Origin of the sequence: Methylobacterium sp. UNC300MFChir4.1 (assembly GCF_900110155.1) — a bacterium.
GTDB lineage: Bacteria > Pseudomonadota > Alphaproteobacteria > Rhizobiales > Beijerinckiaceae > Methylobacterium.
In genome coordinates this window covers 44,486-60,380 of record NZ_FOCS01000015.1, presented here as the reverse complement: position 1 = coordinate 60,380, position 15,895 = coordinate 44,486, and the positions used below count along the sequence as shown (strand labels likewise).

15 protein-coding genes and 1 riboswitch are annotated in these 15,895 nt (G+C 73.1%); of the genes, 8 read left to right on the top strand and 7 right to left on the bottom strand.

Features of this window, described 5'->3' with window-relative positions; translation table 11 throughout:
* Positions 1-75 precede the first annotated feature (75 nt).
* Positions 76-1,536, bottom strand: coding sequence for a peptidase (locus BMY19_RS19635; protein ID WP_100252675.1), 1,461 nt, complete (start codon positions 1,534-1,536; stop codon positions 76-78).
* Positions 1,530-3,716 (bottom strand): TonB-dependent receptor, encoded by a 2,187-nt coding sequence (locus BMY19_RS19630; protein ID WP_100252674.1) that lies wholly within the window; start codon positions 3,714-3,716, stop codon positions 1,530-1,532. The genes BMY19_RS19635 and BMY19_RS19630 overlap by 7 nt, the downstream gene beginning before the upstream one ends.
* Positions 3,717-4,000: 284 nt before the next feature.
* Positions 4,001-4,194, bottom strand: a riboswitch (cobalamin riboswitch).
* 104 nt (positions 4,195-4,298) lie between these two features.
* On the opposite strand from BMY19_RS19630, the gene BMY19_RS19625 reads away from it, so the two are divergent.
* Positions 4,299-4,766, top strand: coding sequence for an NUDIX hydrolase (locus BMY19_RS19625; RefSeq protein WP_100252673.1), 468 nt, complete (start codon positions 4,299-4,301; stop codon positions 4,764-4,766).
* Between the two features lie 142 nt (positions 4,767-4,908).
* Positions 4,909-6,309, top strand: coding sequence for an RluA family pseudouridine synthase (locus BMY19_RS19620; protein ID WP_100252672.1), 1,401 nt, complete (start codon positions 4,909-4,911; stop codon positions 6,307-6,309).
* Here BMY19_RS19620 and BMY19_RS19615 read toward each other — a convergent pair.
* Positions 6,276-6,989 carry an alpha/beta fold hydrolase gene (locus BMY19_RS19615; RefSeq protein WP_100252671.1) on the bottom strand — a complete coding sequence of 238 codons (714 nt, stop codon included), beginning with the start codon at positions 6,987-6,989 and terminating at the stop codon, positions 6,276-6,278. The two genes, BMY19_RS19620 and BMY19_RS19615, sit on opposite strands and share 34 nt — an antisense overlap.
* Positions 6,990-7,190: 201 nt before the next feature.
* Between BMY19_RS19615 and BMY19_RS19610 the strand changes: the two genes are divergently transcribed.
* From BMY19_RS19610 to BMY19_RS19595, 4 genes are all read left to right on the top strand, one after another.
* Positions 7,191-7,571, top strand: a complete 381-nt coding sequence (locus BMY19_RS19610) for a hypothetical protein (RefSeq protein WP_100252670.1) — start codon at positions 7,191-7,193, stop codon at positions 7,569-7,571.
* An 82-nt stretch (positions 7,572-7,653) separates the two neighbouring features.
* Positions 7,654-8,319 (top strand): HAD-IA family hydrolase, encoded by a 666-nt coding sequence (locus BMY19_RS19605; RefSeq protein ID WP_100252669.1) that lies wholly within the window; start codon positions 7,654-7,656, stop codon positions 8,317-8,319.
* Positions 8,320-8,365: 46 nt separating this feature from the next.
* Positions 8,366-9,157, top strand: a complete 792-nt coding sequence (locus BMY19_RS19600) for an ATP12 family chaperone protein (protein ID WP_100252668.1) — start codon at positions 8,366-8,368, stop codon at positions 9,155-9,157.
* A 138-nt stretch (positions 9,158-9,295) separates the two neighbouring features.
* Complete coding sequence (locus tag BMY19_RS19595) at positions 9,296-9,616, top strand: hypothetical protein (protein ID WP_132366861.1); 321 nt, start codon at positions 9,296-9,298, stop codon at positions 9,614-9,616.
* Between the two features lie 12 nt (positions 9,617-9,628).
* Here the strand turns inward: BMY19_RS19595 and BMY19_RS19590 are convergent, their stop codons facing one another.
* Positions 9,629-10,120 carry a glutathione peroxidase gene (locus tag BMY19_RS19590; protein ID WP_100252667.1) on the bottom strand — a complete coding sequence of 164 codons (492 nt, stop codon included), beginning with the start codon at positions 10,118-10,120 and terminating at the stop codon, positions 9,629-9,631.
* A 224-nt stretch (positions 10,121-10,344) separates the two neighbouring features.
* On the opposite strand from BMY19_RS19590, the gene BMY19_RS19585 reads away from it, so the two are divergent.
* Entirely contained in the window at positions 10,345-10,605 is a 261-nt protein-coding gene (locus tag BMY19_RS19585; protein WP_100252666.1) for a DUF6894 family protein, read from the top strand.
* Between the two features lie 30 nt (positions 10,606-10,635).
* On the opposite strand, the gene BMY19_RS19580 is transcribed toward BMY19_RS19585, so the two are convergent.
* The gene (locus BMY19_RS19580) at positions 10,636-11,169 is read right to left on the bottom strand and encodes a hypothetical protein (RefSeq protein ID WP_042671766.1); all 534 of its coding nucleotides are present in this window, start codon (positions 11,167-11,169) and stop codon (positions 10,636-10,638) included.
* A gap of 146 nt (positions 11,170-11,315) precedes the next feature.
* Here BMY19_RS19580 and BMY19_RS19575 point away from each other — a divergent pair, with 146 nt between their 5' ends.
* Positions 11,316-12,704, top strand: a complete 1,389-nt coding sequence (locus BMY19_RS19575; protein ID WP_056525505.1) for an aminotransferase — start codon at positions 11,316-11,318, stop codon at positions 12,702-12,704.
* A gap of 63 nt (positions 12,705-12,767) precedes the next feature.
* On the opposite strand, the gene BMY19_RS19570 is transcribed toward BMY19_RS19575, so the two are convergent.
* Together BMY19_RS19570 and BMY19_RS19565 are read right to left on the bottom strand one after the other, a co-directional pair.
* Entirely contained in the window at positions 12,768-14,090 is a 1,323-nt protein-coding gene (locus BMY19_RS19570; protein ID WP_020093653.1) for an HlyC/CorC family transporter, read from the bottom strand.
* Positions 14,091-14,150: 60 nt separating this feature from the next.
* Positions 14,151-15,659 (bottom strand): hypothetical protein, encoded by a 1,509-nt coding sequence (locus BMY19_RS19565; RefSeq protein WP_244534964.1) that lies wholly within the window; start codon positions 15,657-15,659, stop codon positions 14,151-14,153.
* Positions 15,660-15,895 lie beyond the last annotated feature (236 nt).

Below are 15,895 nucleotides of genomic sequence, written 5' to 3'. Positions count from 1 at the left end.
CGGCACGACCGGATCGGATCGGAAGCCACCGCCGGGCCGATCTCGACCGCTCGACAGCACACGCTGAAACCGACCTCAGGCGGACAGCGTCCGACGCAGCCTGCGCCAGCCCGCCACGATCCCGGTGACCGCGATGCCCGCCGCCAGGAGATTCAGGACCCACTGGGCCGTATCGTGCAGGGGGCGGTTGCCGGTGAGCCCCGGCAGGTCGAGCCGGTGCGCGGCGTCGAACAGCCAGCGGTTGATCCGGCCCGAGCGGTCTAGGCGCTGGAGGATCGTGCCGTCCCGGGGATCGACGTGGAGCCACGTGGCGGCCGCGTCGCCGAAGCGCAGGCGCAGCACCGGAAGCGGCCGTGGGTCGGCCCCGTGGGGATACCAGTAGGCGTCGTAGGCGTATAGCGGGCGGATCGACCGGAGGGGACCGTCCGCGAAACCGTCTGCCGCGGCCGTCGCGATGCTGCGCGCGTCGAGGGCGGTCGCGCCGTCCGCTGCGACCGTCCGGAGGCCGTCCGCCGTCTCGGTGACGATCCACCAGCGTCCGCCGATGGCGGCGAAGCGCAGGGTGCGCGTATCCGGCAGGGCGCCATCGCGGAGCCGGTGCGGATCGAGGCCGAGCGCCGGCGGGATTCCAGCATAGGCGGCGCGCAACGCTACCGGCGGGCTGGTCGCGCTGAACCAGCGGTTCGGGTTCATGGAGATCCAGCCGCTGACGATGAACGTGCTCAAGCCGAGGCCCCCCGCGAGGCCGAGCAGGTGGTGCCAGCGCGCCAGCCCGCGATAGGGCGTGACCGCCCCGGCCGCGTAGCGCCGCCGAAGGCGCAGGCGCCAGATCCCGATCGCGCCTCCACTCAGCGCGCCGAGGGCGGCGAAACCGGAGAGCCACAACAGGATCGTCCGCCACAGCTCCGGCCGGGCCCGCAGCGGCGTGAGGTAGATCCAGTGCGCCACCGAACCCACCCAGTTCCAGCCCCGCTCGAAGCGTGTCGTGTCGAGGGCGATCTCGCCGGTCACCGCAGACACGTAGAGTTCGGTCCCCGCGGCGTCGCCGAGGGCCACCTTCAGGAAGGGCCGGAGCGGGTCGTAGCGGGCCGTGACGGTCCACTGGTCGCGCGCGACCAACTCGGACTGCGCAGCCGGAGCACCACCGGCCGCGACACGCAGCGCATCTGCGGGTGTCAGCGGGCCGAGCCGCGCGCCGGTCCGTGCCGAGACCGTCACCCGGGTGCCGTCGTGGCCGGCGATCCGGTAGACCGGCTCGTCGCCCCGCATCTCCAGGCCGAAGGCGGCCGGCACGCCGGCGAGCCCGCCGGCGCGGAGCGCGTTGTCCGGCGCGACCGCGACCTGATCCCAGGCGATCGGGGCGAGCCGCGACAGCCGCTCGGCCTCGGTGAGCGCCGGGAACGGCACGTAGAGCATCACCAGCCCGGAGCCGATCCACAGCGCGAAGAACAGCCCCGCGGCTATCCCGGCCCAGCGGTGGAACAGGAGCAGCCAGCGCCGTCCCGCCTTGCCGAGCCGGCGCGGTCGGCTCACCACGTCACCGTGTAGGCGACCTCGACCGAGCGCGGGCGCCCGAGCAGCCAGTTGGTCCCGACCCCGTTCACGGCGTTGCCCGAGATCGCGTAGACCTTGTCGAACAGGTTGTAGACCCGCACGGACAGGCGCGAATCCGCCGTCACCTGATGGTCCAGGACCGCGTTGACGAGGTTGTAGGCGGGGCGCCGCGCCGTGTTGCCGAAGTCGCTGTAGACCTGCCCGACGTTCTGCAGTCCGACCCGCGCGGTCCAGTCGCGGGTGACGTCCCAGGTCAGCCAGAGGTTGGCCACGCGCTCGGGCACGTCGATCGGCTGGTTGCCGGCATACGAGACGGTGGCGCCGTTCACCGTCTGGTCGAACCGGTCGTACTGCGCGTGGAGGAGCGCGAGGTTGCCGTCGAGCCGCCAGCCCGGCGCGAAGCGCCAGCCGAGCGCCAGCTCGAAGCCCTGCGAGGACTGGCTCCCCACCTGCGTGGACAGCGTCGGCTGGCCGGGGATCGCCGAGATCAGGTTGTCCTTGACGATCCGGTAGCCCGCGACGGTCCATTCGAGGGCGCCGTCGAAGGCCAGACCCTTGGCGCCGATCTCGACCTGATCGCCGGTCGCGAGCTTGAAGCCCGCCAGCGACTGCGACAGCGTGATCAGGCTGTTCACCGGGTCGGTGGCGAAGCTGTACTGGGCGTAGAGCGCGCTGTCCGGCGTCGGGTTGTAGACGAGGCCGAACCGGTAGCCGAGCGCCCGGTAGGTCTTCTCGAACCGCGATCCCGTCTGCAGGTCCTCGCGGTTCAGCGTCGGCACGTCGAGGCGCACGCCGGTGAGGAACGACAGCTTGTCCGACAGGATCACCCGGTCCTCGGCGAAGACCGAGGCCTGGCTCGTCTGCGTCGCGTAGGCTGGACGCGCCCGGCCGTTCTGCGGGAACAGGCCCGGATCGTAGCCGGTGAGCGGTACGCTGGTTGTCGGAGCGTCGAAATAGAAGTTGTTGGTGTGGCGGAAGTCGATGTGATTCACGTCGAAGCCGGCCACGAACTGGTTCGGCAGCCCGAACAGGCTGCCCCGGACCGTCGCGTCGAGGCGGTCTCCGACCTGCTCCTGGCTGTGGTAGATCTCCAGGTAGTCGCCCCGGTCCACGAGCCCGGTGCCGCGGTTGTAGCTGTACTGCTCGACGTCGAGCCAGTGGCGCCGGCTGGTCAGCCGGTAGGCGGTGTTGCGGATCGTGATGTCGGCCGAGGGGGACCACTCGGTCTTGAGCTGGGTCCAGTTGTCGGCCCAGGTGATCTTCGCGTCGCGGACGTTGTAGTTGTTGAACCGGATGAGATCCGGGATCCGTCCCTCGACCAGCGGGGTGCCCCAGTAGCGGGCGGGCTCCTGGTAGCCGAGATCGTGGCTCAGGGTGAAGGCGAGGTCGGCGCTCGGCCGGAACAGCAGGGCGGCGGAGACCGCGAGGTTGCGGAAATCGCCCTTCGGCCGCATCCAGCCGTCGGCGCGGTTGCTGCTGACGTTGAGGCGGTACGCGAAGGTGTCGCCGTACTCAGCCTGGCCCAGCGGGCCGCCGGAATCGAGGGCGAGCCGCGCGACCCCGTCGGTGCCGATCACCGCGCGGGCGGCGTTGATCGGCACGAAGACCGGCCTCTTGGGCACCACGTTGATGACGCCGCCGATGGCGCCGTCGCCGTAGAGCACCGAGGACGGCCCGCGCAGCACCTCGATCCGCTCGACGTTCCACGTGTCGAACGGGAAGGTCACGGTGTTGGCGCCGACGTAGAAGCGCGTGCCGTCGTAGAGCTGCTGGATCGAGTTCGGTCCGGCGAAGCCGCGGGACGTGAACGCGCCGTTGCCGTTGCCGGGCGCCGCGATGGTGGTGATGCCGGTCGCGTCCTGGGTCACGGCCTCGGCGATCGTGTCCTGGCCGCGCAGCCGCGCGGTCTCGCCCGACACGATGTCGAGGCTGGCGGGCGTCTCCAGCGGCGTCAGGCCGAGGCGGCTCGCGGTCCGGTCGCGCGTGCGCAGGTTGAGCCCGTTCGGCGGCAGGCGGCCCGGGTCGCCGCCCGCGCCCGCGACCGACAGCTCATCCAGCGTGACCGCCTCCTGGGCGGCGGCCGGACTGGCGAGGAGCGCGAGGAGAACGCCGCAGAGGGGGGCCCGCCCGCCGAGGCAGGAGCGATGGGTCGATGGAGACATGGGGAAAGCGGTCCGTGCGCGGCGCGCGCCGGCCCCCGCGTCCTACAGGCATTGTAATAACATTACAATGCACCCGCCGTGCGAAAGCCTCTCTCTGCGCGGGCGCGCGGCGGCGTCCTGCGACAGGGCTCGAGGGGCTCGGGACGGCGGAGACGGGCATGGGGAACGGCGTCGCGGGCGCGCTTGCTGTGGCACGTCACCGCGAACGAGGCCTCGGCGGCCGCCTCCCCTCGGGACTGGCGGCGCCTCGACACCCGCCAGGACACCCCGCCCGGCGCGTTTCGCGTGTGACCACGGCTGACGGCAGGTCTCCTGGCTCGCGGGTCGCCGCCCTCGCACCGTCTTCCCGGGGTGACCCAGTGACGTGGTGGTGAAGGGCTCGCCGCTTACAGTTGCGGGGGCAGCCGCGGCTTCGGGGCGAACCCCTCACCGCGTTCCCTTTTGATCCCCGAGGGGAACCGTCGAGCACAGCTTGGCCGTAGCGGGGGCGGGCGTCAACCGTGTGTCCGGTTGTTGCCGTGGATCGGCGCGCAGTGCGCCGGTCCGTTGCGACCGCGCCGACGACGGGCTAGCCCCTGCGGGATGACGGTCTGGCGGCCCCCTGCGGAGATTCGCGTGAAGGCGCTGGGCCTGCCCCGGCGCGGCAACAGCCTGCTCGTGGCCGAGGTCCGCGCGGATGACGGGCGGCTGAAAGGCGTCCGGCCGCTCGGCGGCAGCGTCGCGTTCGGCGAGCGGGTCGAGGACGCCCTGATCCGGGAGTTCCGGGAGGAGCTCGGCGTCACCGTCTCGGTGCTCGGCGGCCCCCGCGTCATGGAGAACATCTTCACGCACGAGGGGCAGGTCGGGCACGAGGTGCTGTTCCTGTTCCCCGTCGCCCTGCCGCCGGGGCGGTTCGACGGGCAGGAGCGCTTCGTCTTCCACGAGGATTCCGGCACCGCCTGCGTGGCGCGGTGGTGCGATCTGGACGGGCTCGACGTGCCGGGCGGTCCCGACCTCTTCCCCGCCGGCCTGAAGGACCGCCTCCGCGACGCGTGGCGCGCGGAGCCCTGACGGACCGGGCCGGCCCACTGCCTTTGCCGGTCGGCGCGGGCGATGCTACAGCCGGGCAATCCCATCGGTCCGGACGTCCGCGACGCCGCGGCCCATGCGCCCGGACGCTCCGTCCGACGCGGAGACGGGTGCCGGCGGAAGCATGACGATACGACCTCCCAGAAGCGGCGGGCCGACGGGGCGCAAGCCTCAGGCCGGCAAGTCCAGCGTCAGCAAGTTCAGGGGCGGCAAGGCCCAGGCCGACGGCCGCGCCCGCACGGGCCCGCGCACCAGCGCCCGCGACGCCGCCGAGCGCGCGGCCCGCAACCGCGGCGAGGATGCCGGCACCCGCGATCCCTGGGGCGCGCAGGCCGCTGCGGCCCCGGCGCCGGCCCGGCCGCCGAAGCCGCGCCGCGAGGCCGCCGCACCGCGCGACGCCGCGGCGGGCAAGCCCGGCGGCCGGCCGCCGGCCAAGCGCTCGGCGGCCCCATCCCCAGCCCTCGCCTCTGCCCCCGCGCCCGGTCCGACCCGGCGCGAGCAGCGCGCCGCCGCCTCCGCGACCCTCGCCTCCGGCGTGCAGACCCTGACCGTCGAGCCGGACGAGGCCGGGATGCGGATCGACCGCTTCCTCACCGCCCGCTTCCCGCTCCTGCCCTTCACCCGCGTGCAGACCATCGTCCGCAAGGGCGAGTTGCGGGTCGACGGCAAGCGCGCCAAGCCGAACGACCGGCTGGAGCCGGGCATGAGCGTGCGCGTGCCGCCGCTGCGCCTCGACCAGCCCACCGAGCGGCCGCGCAGCGCCGCCCGCGAGCAGGACGACGCCGCCTTCATCCGGTCGCTGATCCTCTACGAGGATGCCGACATGATGATCCTCAACAAGCCCTTCGGCCTCGCGGTCCAGGGCGGTTCGGGGACGGTCCGGCACGTGGACGGCCTGCTCGCCGCCCTCACGGGTCCGGACGGCCAGAAGCCGCGCCTCGTCCACCGGCTGGACAAGGACACGGCCGGGTGCCTGATCATCGCCAAGACCCGGCTCGCCGCCGCGACGCTGGCCAAGAGCTTCCGGTCCCGGGCGGCGCGGAAGATCTACTGGGCGCTCACCGCGGGCGTGCCGCGGGTCCGGCAGGGACGCGTCTCGACCTACCTCGCCAAGGAGGAGCCCACCGACGCCGACGCGCGGATGCGGGTCGCCAAGCACGGCGACGAGGGCGCGAGCCACGCGCTGACCTACTACGCGATGGTCGATCAGGCGGCCCAGAAGCTGTCCTGGCTGTCGTTCAAGCCGGTCACCGGCCGCACGCACCAGCTGCGCGCCCACGCGGCCCATATCGGCCACCCGATCGTGGGCGACCCGAAATACTTCTCCGTCGAGAACTGGGAGCTGCCGGGCGGCATCCAGAACCGCCTCCACCTGCTCGCCCGGCGGATCGTCATCCCGCACCCGCGGACCGGCAAGCCGGTCGACGTGAGCGCGCCGCTCCCGCCCCACATGGCGCAGAGCTGGAACCTCCTGGGCTTCGACGCCGCCCGCTACGACCCGATCGTCGAGGCTCCGGAGGCCTGAGCCCGCAGCCAGGGCACGATCGCGTCCGCCAGCGCGTCCGGGGCCTCGAGCGGCAGCATGTGGCCCGACCCGTCGATCACCCTCAGCGTCGCGCCCGGGATGCCGTCGCGGAGCTCCCGCGCCTCGTCGAGGCTGCGCAGGGCGTCCTGGGCCGCCGCCACGACCAGGGTCGGGCAGCCGATCGCGCCGAGGCGGTCGCCATCGGATTCGCGCGCGTGCCCGGCCTGGCGCAGGAAGACCTCTCCGCCGAGCCGGTCGCCCATCTGCCGGATCCGGCTCAGGAGGGCGCCGTCGCCGGCGCGGTCCGGGTGCACCGACTGGAGGATCGCCGCACGGCTGAGGCCCCGGTAGCCCTGCTGGCGGACCTGGGCGACCGCGGCGGCCTTCCGGCGCGCCTGGGCCAGCGTGTCGGCCCGCGACGAGGTGGCGACGAGGACCAGCGCCTCCACCCGGTCCGGCACGAGCCGGGCGACCGCGCGGGCGACGTAGCCGCCCATGGAGAAGCCCACGAGCCCGAAGCGCGGCGGCGCCTCCGCGACGACGCGGCGCGCCATGTCGGCGATGGCGGCGTCCCGCGCGAGGTCGCCGTGCGTGATCGGACCCACCTCGGCGAGGCGCGCGACCACGTCCGACCAGAGGTCGGCGTCGGTCATGAAGCCGGGCAGCAGCACGAGGTTCATCGCCGGATCACCCTTCCCGTCCCCCCGATAACCGTCACGCCAGCGCCCGTCAGCGCCGCGGCATCTTCGGTGAAAGTCGGGTGCGGTCCGAGCGTCCCGCGCGGCGCATGCCTTGGCAACCGGCCGCGCCGCCTCATATGCTGCCCCGCGCCCCGCCGATCCGCCGCGGGGCCTGTTCCCGGCGGTTCGAGACCCTGACACATGAAGCTCGCGATGCTGGCCTGCCTCGCCGCCCTGTGCCTCACCGGGCCGATCGCGCATGCCGCGCCGGGCGAGACGACCAGGGCGGCGCCGACGGCGAACGGCACCCACCCCCCCGAGACGGCGGCCCCGCATCCGGCCCCGGTGCCCGCCCCGGGCGCGGCGCCCGCGCAGGCCGCCCCGCGCACCGCCAACAGTGCCCGCGCGGAGCGCCGGCGGCGCTCCTACGCGGCCTGCAACCGCGCCTCGCATCAGCGCGGATTGCGCGGCGGCAAGCGCCGGCGCTTCCTGATCCGGTGCCGGCTCGGCTACGAGCGGACCCGGATCCCCGGCGGCCAGCCCGCCGCGGCCGCGCCGGCCCAGCCGGGCCGGAAGCCGTGACGGGGACCCGCCTCCTTTCATCCGCGCCGTCGGGGCGGCTTGCGGCGCAACTTCCGGCGCGACTTCCGGCGCGTCAGTCGCGATGAGGCTCGTCGTCTTCGACGTCGACGGCACCCTCGTCGACAGCCAGCACCTGATCGTGGCGGCCCAGGAGGTGGCGTTCGCGGAGAACGGTCTGCCGGCGCCCGGGCGACGGGAGGCCCTGTCGGTGGTCGGCCTGTCGCTGCCGCAGGCCTTCCGGCGCCTCGTCGGCGAGGACGGCCCGGTCGCGGAACTCTCGGAAAGCTACAAGCAGGCCTACAACCGCCTGCGGCTCGACCCCGCCCACGAGGAGCCCCTGTTCCCCGGCATGGCCGACCTGCTGACCCGGCTGCACGGGCGCTCCGACGTGCTGATCGGCCTCGCCACCGGGAAGTCGCGGCGCGGTGTCGACCGGCTGATCGCGCATTACGGCTGGGCGGACTGGTTCGCCACGACCCAGAGCGCCGACGACGCGCCGTCGAAGCCGGATCCGACCATGCTGCAGCAGGCGATCCGCGAGGCCGGCTGCGAGCCCGAGGCCACCGTGATGGTCGGCGACACCACCTTCGACATCGCCATGGGCGTGGCGGCCGGTGCGACGGCCGTCGGGGTCGCCTGGGGCTACCATCCGCCGGACGCGCTCTACGGGGCCGGGGCCGTGACGGTGGTCCCCAGTGCCGCCGCGCTGGAGACGCTGCTCCTCGAGGGGCTCGCGACCGGCTCCTGATCGCGGGAGGCTCGCGCGCGGGGCCGGAAGCGCCTATCTCGCCTCCATGAGCGATCAGACGACAGACTGGCTCGGGCAACCGAGCGACGGTGACAGGCCCGATCCGGTCCGGGCCGCCCGCGGCCACGCCAAGCCGGCCCTGCCCCACCGCTTCTACAAGGAAGCCGGCTTCTCCGAGGATGACGACGGGTTCCGGCTGACCCTGGACGGACGTCCGGCCAACACGCCGGCCCGCAACCCGCTGCGTCTCCCCAGCCGGACCCTGGCCGAGCGCGTCGCGGCGGAGTGGCAGGCCCAGGACACGGCGATCGACCCCGCGCGGATGCCCCTGACCCGGCTGGCCAACACGGCGATCGACGGCGTCACGCCCCGCCTCGCCGAGGTCGCGGCGGATCTCTGCGCCTACGCGGGCACCGATCTCATGGCCTACCGCGCCGGGGATCCGGAGCGCCTCGTGGCGGCCCAGGCGGAGGCCTGGGATCCGATCCTCGCCTGGGCACGGGACGCGTTCGGTGCGCGGGTGATCCTGAGCGAGGGCGTCATGCACGTCGCGCAGCCGGCCGACACGATCCAGGCGCTCTCCGCGGCGGTGAACGCGGTGACCGACCCGTTCCGGCTGGCGGGCCTGCACACCCTGACGACGCTGACCGGCTCCCTGCTGATCGCCCTGGCGGTTCTCGAGGGCCGGCTGACACCGGCCGAGGCTTGGGCCGCGGCCCACGTGGACGAGACCTATCAGGCTGCCGTCTGGGGGCGCGACGCCGAGGCGGAGGCCCGCCTCGAGGCGCGCCGGACGGAGTTCGAGGCGGCCGCCGCGTTCGTCGCGGCCGGCGGCTGAGCCCGGGCCGCGGTCCGGCGCGGTCGCGCAGATGCAATTGCGCAACAATCCCGCATTCGCGGCGCCCGCCGCGCGTCGGCGGCTGACAAAGCGCGAACACTGTTTTAGGGTTCGACGCACATTGTGTTCGAGTCGACGATGCGTTCCGATCAGCCTGTCCGTTGCAGTTTTGAAGGCGAACTGGCCAATCTGATCGCGTCGAAACAGTTTTCCCGCGATCTCGACGGGCGCTACGCGCTGTTCGACGCCCTCTCGGACCTCGAGCGCCGAGCACAGGGCGCCGGAGCGCCCGATCTGACCTTGCGCAAGATTGCCGAGATCCGGTTCCTGGCGGGGATCCTGCGCGAGTCGGTGCGCCCGTTCCCGATCGCGCCCCTGCGGACGGTGCTGCGCGTGCGCGAACGGATCGACGCGCGCCGCGCGGTCTCCGCCGAGGCCGCGGATCTCGACGCGGTCTGACGCGGGCGCGGCTCAGGCGGGCTCGGCCAGGGCAGCCTGGATCTTCGCCTCCAGGGCCGCGGGCTTCGTCCCGGGTGCGAACCGGGCGATGACCCGGCCGTGGCGTCCGACCAGGAACTTGGTGAAGTTCCACTTCACTGCTCGCGTGCCGAACAGCCCGGCGCGGGCCCGGGTGAGATGGGCGTAGAGCGGGTCGGCGCCCGACCCGTTCACCGCGACCTTGGCGAGCACCGGGAAGCTCACGTCGTAGCGCAGCGCGCAGAAGCTCGCGATCTCGGCGGCGTCGCCCGGCTCCTGCGCGCCGAACTGGTTGCAGGGGAATCCCAGGATCGTCAGGCCCGCATCCCGGTGCCGGCGCCAGAGCGCCTCGAGCCCCTCGTATTGCGGGGTGAAGCCGCAGCGGGAAGCCGTGTTCACGATGAGCAGCACCTGACCGCGGTGCTGCGCGAGCGGGTACGGCGTTCCGTCGGCCGCGGAGACGCTGAAATCGTGAACGGTCGTCATGGCCGATCACTCGGGCAAACCGGCCGGATCCGCAAGGCTCGCCCGTCGCGACATGGCGTCGGCCCGCGGCGCGGCCCGGCGATCCCGGCCGCGACTCTAACCCCGTATATGGCCGAGCCGGCGGGCGTGGCGTAACGGGTCCGTCAATCGTGGCGACGGGACTCGGCACGGCCGCGAGTGAGGGGTACCCGCATCCCCCGCCTGGACCCGACCGGGACGTGTGGATGCCGCGCTATCACTTCAACATCCACGACGGATCCTCGATCCTGGACGGCGCGGGAACGGAGCTGCCGGACTGGCAATTCGCCCGGCTCGAAGCCGTCCGGCGCGCCGGCGACATCCTGAAGCAGGACGCCCAGCGCATCGCCCTCGGCGAGGATTGGCGGATCGAGGTGACGGACCAGACGGGGCTGATCCTGTTCCAGATGACGTTCCTGGTGGTCGAATCCCCGGTCATGCGGCGGCATTCCGGCACCGAGCGCTGAGCCGGCCCCGGGGCCGGCCGGTCGCCCGGTTCAGGCCGGCACTTTCCGGACGTCGAAGCTCGGGCCCTGGGGCGTCATCCGGTCGGTGGTGACGATGCGCTCGTCGGCGCCGACGATCCCGAGGCTGACGTCGCGGTCCGGCAGGATGACGGTGGTGCTCTTGTTGACGTGGACTAGCACGTGCCGGCGGAGGGGCACCGAGGCCACGGCCCAGCGCCTGAGCTGCCCGTAATAGGGCTCGCGCCGCCACGCGTTCGCCTGTCCGGGATCGACCTGCACGTTCATGTTGCGGGTGAGCGGATCGAGGCTCAGCACCATCTTGGCGCGGTCCGGCTTCCATTCCGGGCCGAGCCATCCCTCCGTCATCCAGAGGCAGTGGAAGGCCCGGCAATGGTCCGGGCGGGTGGCGTGGATGGCGCAGCCCTGGCCGGCCTTCGTATGGCGGCACCACTGGCCCGCGACGCTCTCGACCGCGGGCACGTCGTAGACCTTGCAGCACAGCGTGCAGGCGCCGCAGGCGCGGCCGGGGGCGGGTTGGGCGACGTAGGCTTCCGGATTGAGCATCGGTCGGGCGCGGCGAGGGGCGGTGCTGGAGTAGCGCTGGCGGCATGCGTCCGGCAACGGCCGGACGCGGATCCTCCGGGCTACCTGACGGGGCATCGGGTCGGTAGTGTGGCGGCGGTCACCCGCGCACGAGGACCTTGCGAACCATGCTCTCGAACCTCGCGACCCGCGACGTCGAAACCCTCCTCCATCCCTACACCAACCTGTCGACGCACCGACAGACCGGCCCGCTGGTGCTGGAACGGGGCGAGGGCGTGCACGTCTACGACACCGAGGGACGCTCCTACATCGAGGGTATGTCCGGCCTGTGGTGCACGGCGCTGGGCTACTCCAACGCGGAGCTTGTGGAGGCGGCCCGGGCGCAGATGGCGCGCATGCCCTTCACGCACCTGTTCTCCGGCCGCAGCCACGATCCGGGCATCGAGCTCGCCGAGACGCTGAAGGAGCTGATGCCGGTCCCGACTTCGAAGATCTTCTTCACCTCCTCGGGGTCGGAGGCCAACGACACGCAGGTCAAGCTGACCTGGTACTACAACAACGCCCTGGGGCGGCCGCAGAAGAAGAAGATCATCGCCCGCCAGAAGGGCTACCACGGCGTCACGGTCGCGAGCGCCTCGATGACCGGGCTCGCCGCGAACCACGCCGACTGGGACTTGCCGCTGCCGGGCTTCCTGCACGTCTCGCCCGCGCACCACTACCGGGGCGCCGAGCCGGGCGAGTCCGAGGAGGCCTACTCGGCGCGCCTCGCCGCCGAGCTGGAGGAGACGATCCTGCGCGAGGGGCCGGAGACGGTCGCGGCCTTCATCGCCGAGCCGGTGATGGGCGCGGGCGGCGCGATCGTGCCGCCGCGGGGGTACTTCGCGGCGATCCAGGCGGTGCTGGCCAAGTACGACGTCCGCTTCATCGCCGACGAGGTGATCTGCGGCTTCGGCCGGCTCGGCACGTGGTTCGGCAGCGAGGCGCTGGGGGCCCGGCCCGATTCGATCTCCTTCGCCAAGGCCCTGACCTCGGCCTACATGCCGCTCGGCGGCGTGAGCATCGACGAACCGCTCTACGAGGCGCTGATCGGCCAGAGCGAGAAGATCGGCACCTTCGGCCACGGCACCACCTATTCCGGGCACCCGGTGGCCGCCGCGGTGGCCCTGAAGGCGATCGAGATCTACCGCCGCGACCGGGTGATCGAGGGCGCGGCCGAGAAGGCGCCGCAGTTCCAGCGCCGCCTGGCGGCGCTCGCCGGGCACGACATCGTGGGCGAGGCCGGCGGCCTCGGGCTGATCGGCGGCCTGGAGATCGTCGCCGACAAGGCCAGCAAGCGGCAGTACGACCCGAAGAAGGGCGTGGCCGCCCGCTGCGTCGCCTTCGCGCAGGGCGAGGGGCTGATCGTGCGGGCGCTCGCCGGGGACCGCGTCGCCGTCTGCCCGCCGCTGATCATCGCGCCGGACGAGATCGACGCCCTGTTCGACCGGCTCGGGCGGGCCTTGGACCGGACCCGCGACTGGATCCGCGCCGAGGGGCTGGAGGCGATGCCGGGCTGAGGACCACTCCGCGCGCGTCGCGGCGCGGGCGCGGACCCCGGCCGCGGCGGTCGCCTGCCGCCGTCACACCGCGTCGCGCGACGCGTCCGGCAGCGCGGCCGCCTGGAGCCCCGCCGCGGTCAGCGGCGTGATGCGGAGCGTGGTGATCCGGTTCTTGGCCTTCCGCAGCACCTGGAAGCGGAAGCCGTGGAAGTTGAAGGCGGTGCCCTGGTCCGGGATGGTCCGCGCCTCGTGGATGACGAGGCCGGCGATGGTGGTCGCCTCCTCGTCGGGCAGGTCCCAGTCCATGGCCCGGTTCAGGTCGCGGATCGGCACGCCGCCGTCCACGTTCACCGACCCGTCCCCCTGCGGGCGCACGCCCGAGACGGTGACGTCGTGCTCGTCGGCGATGTCGCCGACGATCTCCTCTAGGATATCCTCCAGGGTCACGAGCCCCATCACCTCGCCGTACTCGTCGACCACGAGGGCGAAGTGGGTCTTCTTGGTCAGGAAGGCCTTGAGCTGGGCGCGCAGCGACGTCGTGCCCGGCACGAACCACGTCTCCAGGGCCAGCGCCTCGACCTTGAGGCCGGAGGCGTCGCCGCCCGCGGCGTCGAGCGCCCGCAGCAGGTCCTTGGCGTGGAGGACGCCGACGATGTTCTCGGGCGTGCCGCGCCACAGCGGCATGCGGGTGTAGGGCGAGGCCAGCACCGCCCGGACGATGTCCTCGGAGGGCTGGTCGGCGTCGATCGCCCGCATCTTCGTGCGGTGGACCATCACGTCGGAGACCGACAGGTCCGACAGGTCGAGGAGGCCGCCCAGCATGTCGCGCTCGGCCTTGGCGACGCCGCCCTCCCGGTGCATCAGCGCCACCTGCCCGCGCAGCTCCTCGGCGGCGGTGAGGATCGACTGGTGCTCGCCGATGGTGACGCCGAACGGTTTCAGCATCACCCGCACGACGTGCTCGATGGCGATGGCCAGCGGGCCCATCAGCGCCACCGCGAAGGCCACCGGGCGGGCGGTGAGCAGGGCGGCCTTGTCGGGTTTGGAGATCGCCAGCGTCTTCGGCAGCACCTCGGCGAAGACGATGACCAGCACCGACATGCCGACCGTCGCGTAGATGACGCCGCTCTTGCCGAACAGCGCCGTGAGCACGCTGGTGGTGAAGGCCGAGGCGCCGATCGCCACGATGTTGTAGCCGATCAGCATCGCGCCGATGAAGCGCTCGCGGATCGCCAGGATGCGGTTGACGATCGCGGCGCGCGGGTCGCCCGCCTGCTCCAGGGCGTGCATTCGGGCTCGCGAGGCGGCCGTGAAGGCCGTCTCCGCGCCCGCGAAGAAGGCCGAGAGCAGCAGCGAGATCGCCACGATGCTCGCGGCGAACCACAGGTCGATATGGGTTTCCATCGGGTCCGTCAGGCACGCCTCGCGCGGCTTGTCGGCCGCCCATATAGCGCCTCCTGCGACTTATTGCGCGCCGATCGGGCGCACCGTCCACGTCCCCCAGTAGACGGGCCGCCCGTACAGGCTCGAGGCGTCGCGCCCGGAGGCGGTCGGGGCAAGCCGGTCGAGCCAGGTCAGGAAGCCCGCCTTGTTCGGGTAGATCGCCGGCGTGTCGAGGTTGCCCTCCGCGTCAGTCATCCAGAAATGCGCGCTCCGGTCGTACCGGCCGCTGCCGTCGCCCCCCGAGCGCAGCCCGAGATAGGCGGCGGAGCGGCCCGCCTCCACCGGATCGGCGTAGAGCTTGAGGGTGCCGATCCCGTCGAGGTTCAGGTCGGCCGTGTATTGCAGGCAGATATCCGCCACCGGGCCGCCCGGGGCGTTGGCGGGCCGCTGGCACGTATAGGAGACCGCCCAGCGCTGCATGCCCTTGGCGCGGGCCACCCGCACGAGGGTTCCGGGCGGCAGCGGCCCGGCGAGCTTGCGCGCCGTCGACCAGACCTTCGGCCCCGACAGGTCCTGCGCGGTGCGCAGGAACAGCCCAGTGCGGCGCTTCTCGGGGGCGAGGCCGCAATCCTCGGGCAGCACGTCGGTGTAGACGTAGTGATAGGTGCGGTCGACGACGCTGATCGAGCCGGCGAGTCCGTGGGTCTCGAAGGCCGGCGCCGTGCAGGCCGACGTGACCGGCTTGCCCGCCTCGTCGACCACCGCAGCGGGGACGGGCGGGTCGGCGCGCCGGCCGCGGCTGGCGCCCGCCTCGAACGGCGTCCAGGCCAGCCCGTAGCCGTCGGCGGTGCGGGTCCGGATCTCGAAGGTCTGGAAGTCGAGGGTGCGCGCCTCGATCTGGACGCGGCGCCGGACGTCGGCCGGGCCCGTCGCCGGCGCGTCCGGTTCCGCCCGCCGGCGCCGACGCCGGCCGCGGCGCTCGGGCTCGGCCGCGTCGCCGCCGGTGACGCCCACGCGCTCCTGCCCGAGCAGGAAGACGTAGCTGTAGGCCTCGCCGGCCCAGGTCCGGCCCGTCACGGCGATGGGGTCGCGCGGGCCGATGCCCTCCGCGGACGGCGTCGGCTCGGACCAGCCGCGCGTCCGCGCGCGCTCCTCCGGCAGGTCGACCCAGAACCGGTCGGCCGAGGGCGGCAGCGTCGTGACCAGGGCCTCGAAGGTGCGGCCGGTGCGCAGGGCGCCGCCGTCGCGGCTGTCGGTGGCGCGCCGCTCCGGGCACGGCTCGTCCCGGCGGGACGCCACCGGTGTCTGGCCCTGGAACACGGCCTGGAGCGGGCCGGGCGCCTCGGAGCGGGCGAGGCGCAGGATCTGCACGCCGCGCACGAAGGCGCAGGGCGCCGGCGCGATGAGGACGCCCTCGGCCTCCGAGCCCTCGCGGCAGATCTCCAGCGCGCCGCCCCCGGTCAGGAAGCAGCTCGGGGCGCTGCCCTCGTAGCCCGCGGGCCGGGCCTCGGCGGGGCGGGTCCCGATCAGCGCGGATCCGGCCAGCGCCGCGAGCGCCGCGAGGGCCGCGAAGCGCATGCCGGAGCGCATGCCGGAGCGCCGGCCCGAGCGCCGAGACGCGGCGTCGCGTGCGGGGGGAATGACGGTATCGGCAGGCGATGTCCGGGCAGTCTTTGTAGAAACCACGTCTATCGCCAATGTCGATCCAGATGTCGGAACAGTCTCGCAGCCTCTATCTCACGGTCGCGGAGCCGGAAAGTGGCGCGGACCACGCAACCCGCCTTCGATGGGGATGGGGCGAACCCGGCGCCCGCTCGCCCGTTGTC

Excerpts from the sequence above, each read along its gene's own strand:
- BMY19_RS19625 (WP_100252673.1), top strand. The coding sequence starts at position 4,299 with ATGACGGTCTGGCGGCCCCCTGCGGAGATTCGCGTGAAGGCGCTGGGC.
- BMY19_RS19585 (WP_100252666.1), top strand. The coding sequence starts at position 10,345 with ATGCCGCGCTATCACTTCAACATCCACGACGGATCCTCGATCCTGGAC.
- BMY19_RS19565 (WP_244534964.1), bottom strand. The coding sequence starts at position 15,659 with ATGCGCTCCGGCATGCGCTTCGCGGCCCTCGCGGCGCTCGCGGCGCTG.
- BMY19_RS19575 (WP_056525505.1), top strand. The coding sequence starts at position 11,316 with ATGCTCTCGAACCTCGCGACCCGCGACGTCGAAACCCTCCTCCATCCC.
- BMY19_RS19620 (WP_100252672.1), top strand. The coding sequence starts at position 4,909 with ATGACGATACGACCTCCCAGAAGCGGCGGGCCGACGGGGCGCAAGCCT.
- BMY19_RS19605 (WP_100252669.1), top strand. The coding sequence starts at position 7,654 with ATGAGGCTCGTCGTCTTCGACGTCGACGGCACCCTCGTCGACAGCCAG.
- BMY19_RS19595 (WP_132366861.1), top strand. The coding sequence starts at position 9,296 with ATGCGTTCCGATCAGCCTGTCCGTTGCAGTTTTGAAGGCGAACTGGCC.
- BMY19_RS19610 (WP_100252670.1), top strand. The coding sequence starts at position 7,191 with ATGAAGCTCGCGATGCTGGCCTGCCTCGCCGCCCTGTGCCTCACCGGG.
- BMY19_RS19580 (WP_042671766.1), bottom strand. The coding sequence starts at position 11,169 with ATGCTCAATCCGGAAGCCTACGTCGCCCAACCCGCCCCCGGCCGCGCC.
- BMY19_RS19590 (WP_100252667.1), bottom strand. The coding sequence starts at position 10,120 with ATGACGACCGTTCACGATTTCAGCGTCTCCGCGGCCGACGGAACGCCG.
- BMY19_RS19630 (WP_100252674.1), bottom strand. The coding sequence starts at position 3,716 with ATGTCTCCATCGACCCATCGCTCCTGCCTCGGCGGGCGGGCCCCCCTC.
- BMY19_RS19570 (WP_020093653.1), bottom strand. The coding sequence starts at position 14,090 with ATGGAAACCCATATCGACCTGTGGTTCGCCGCGAGCATCGTGGCGATC.
- BMY19_RS19600 (WP_100252668.1), top strand. The coding sequence starts at position 8,366 with ATGAGCGATCAGACGACAGACTGGCTCGGGCAACCGAGCGACGGTGAC.
- BMY19_RS19615 (WP_100252671.1), bottom strand. The coding sequence starts at position 6,989 with ATGAACCTCGTGCTGCTGCCCGGCTTCATGACCGACGCCGACCTCTGG.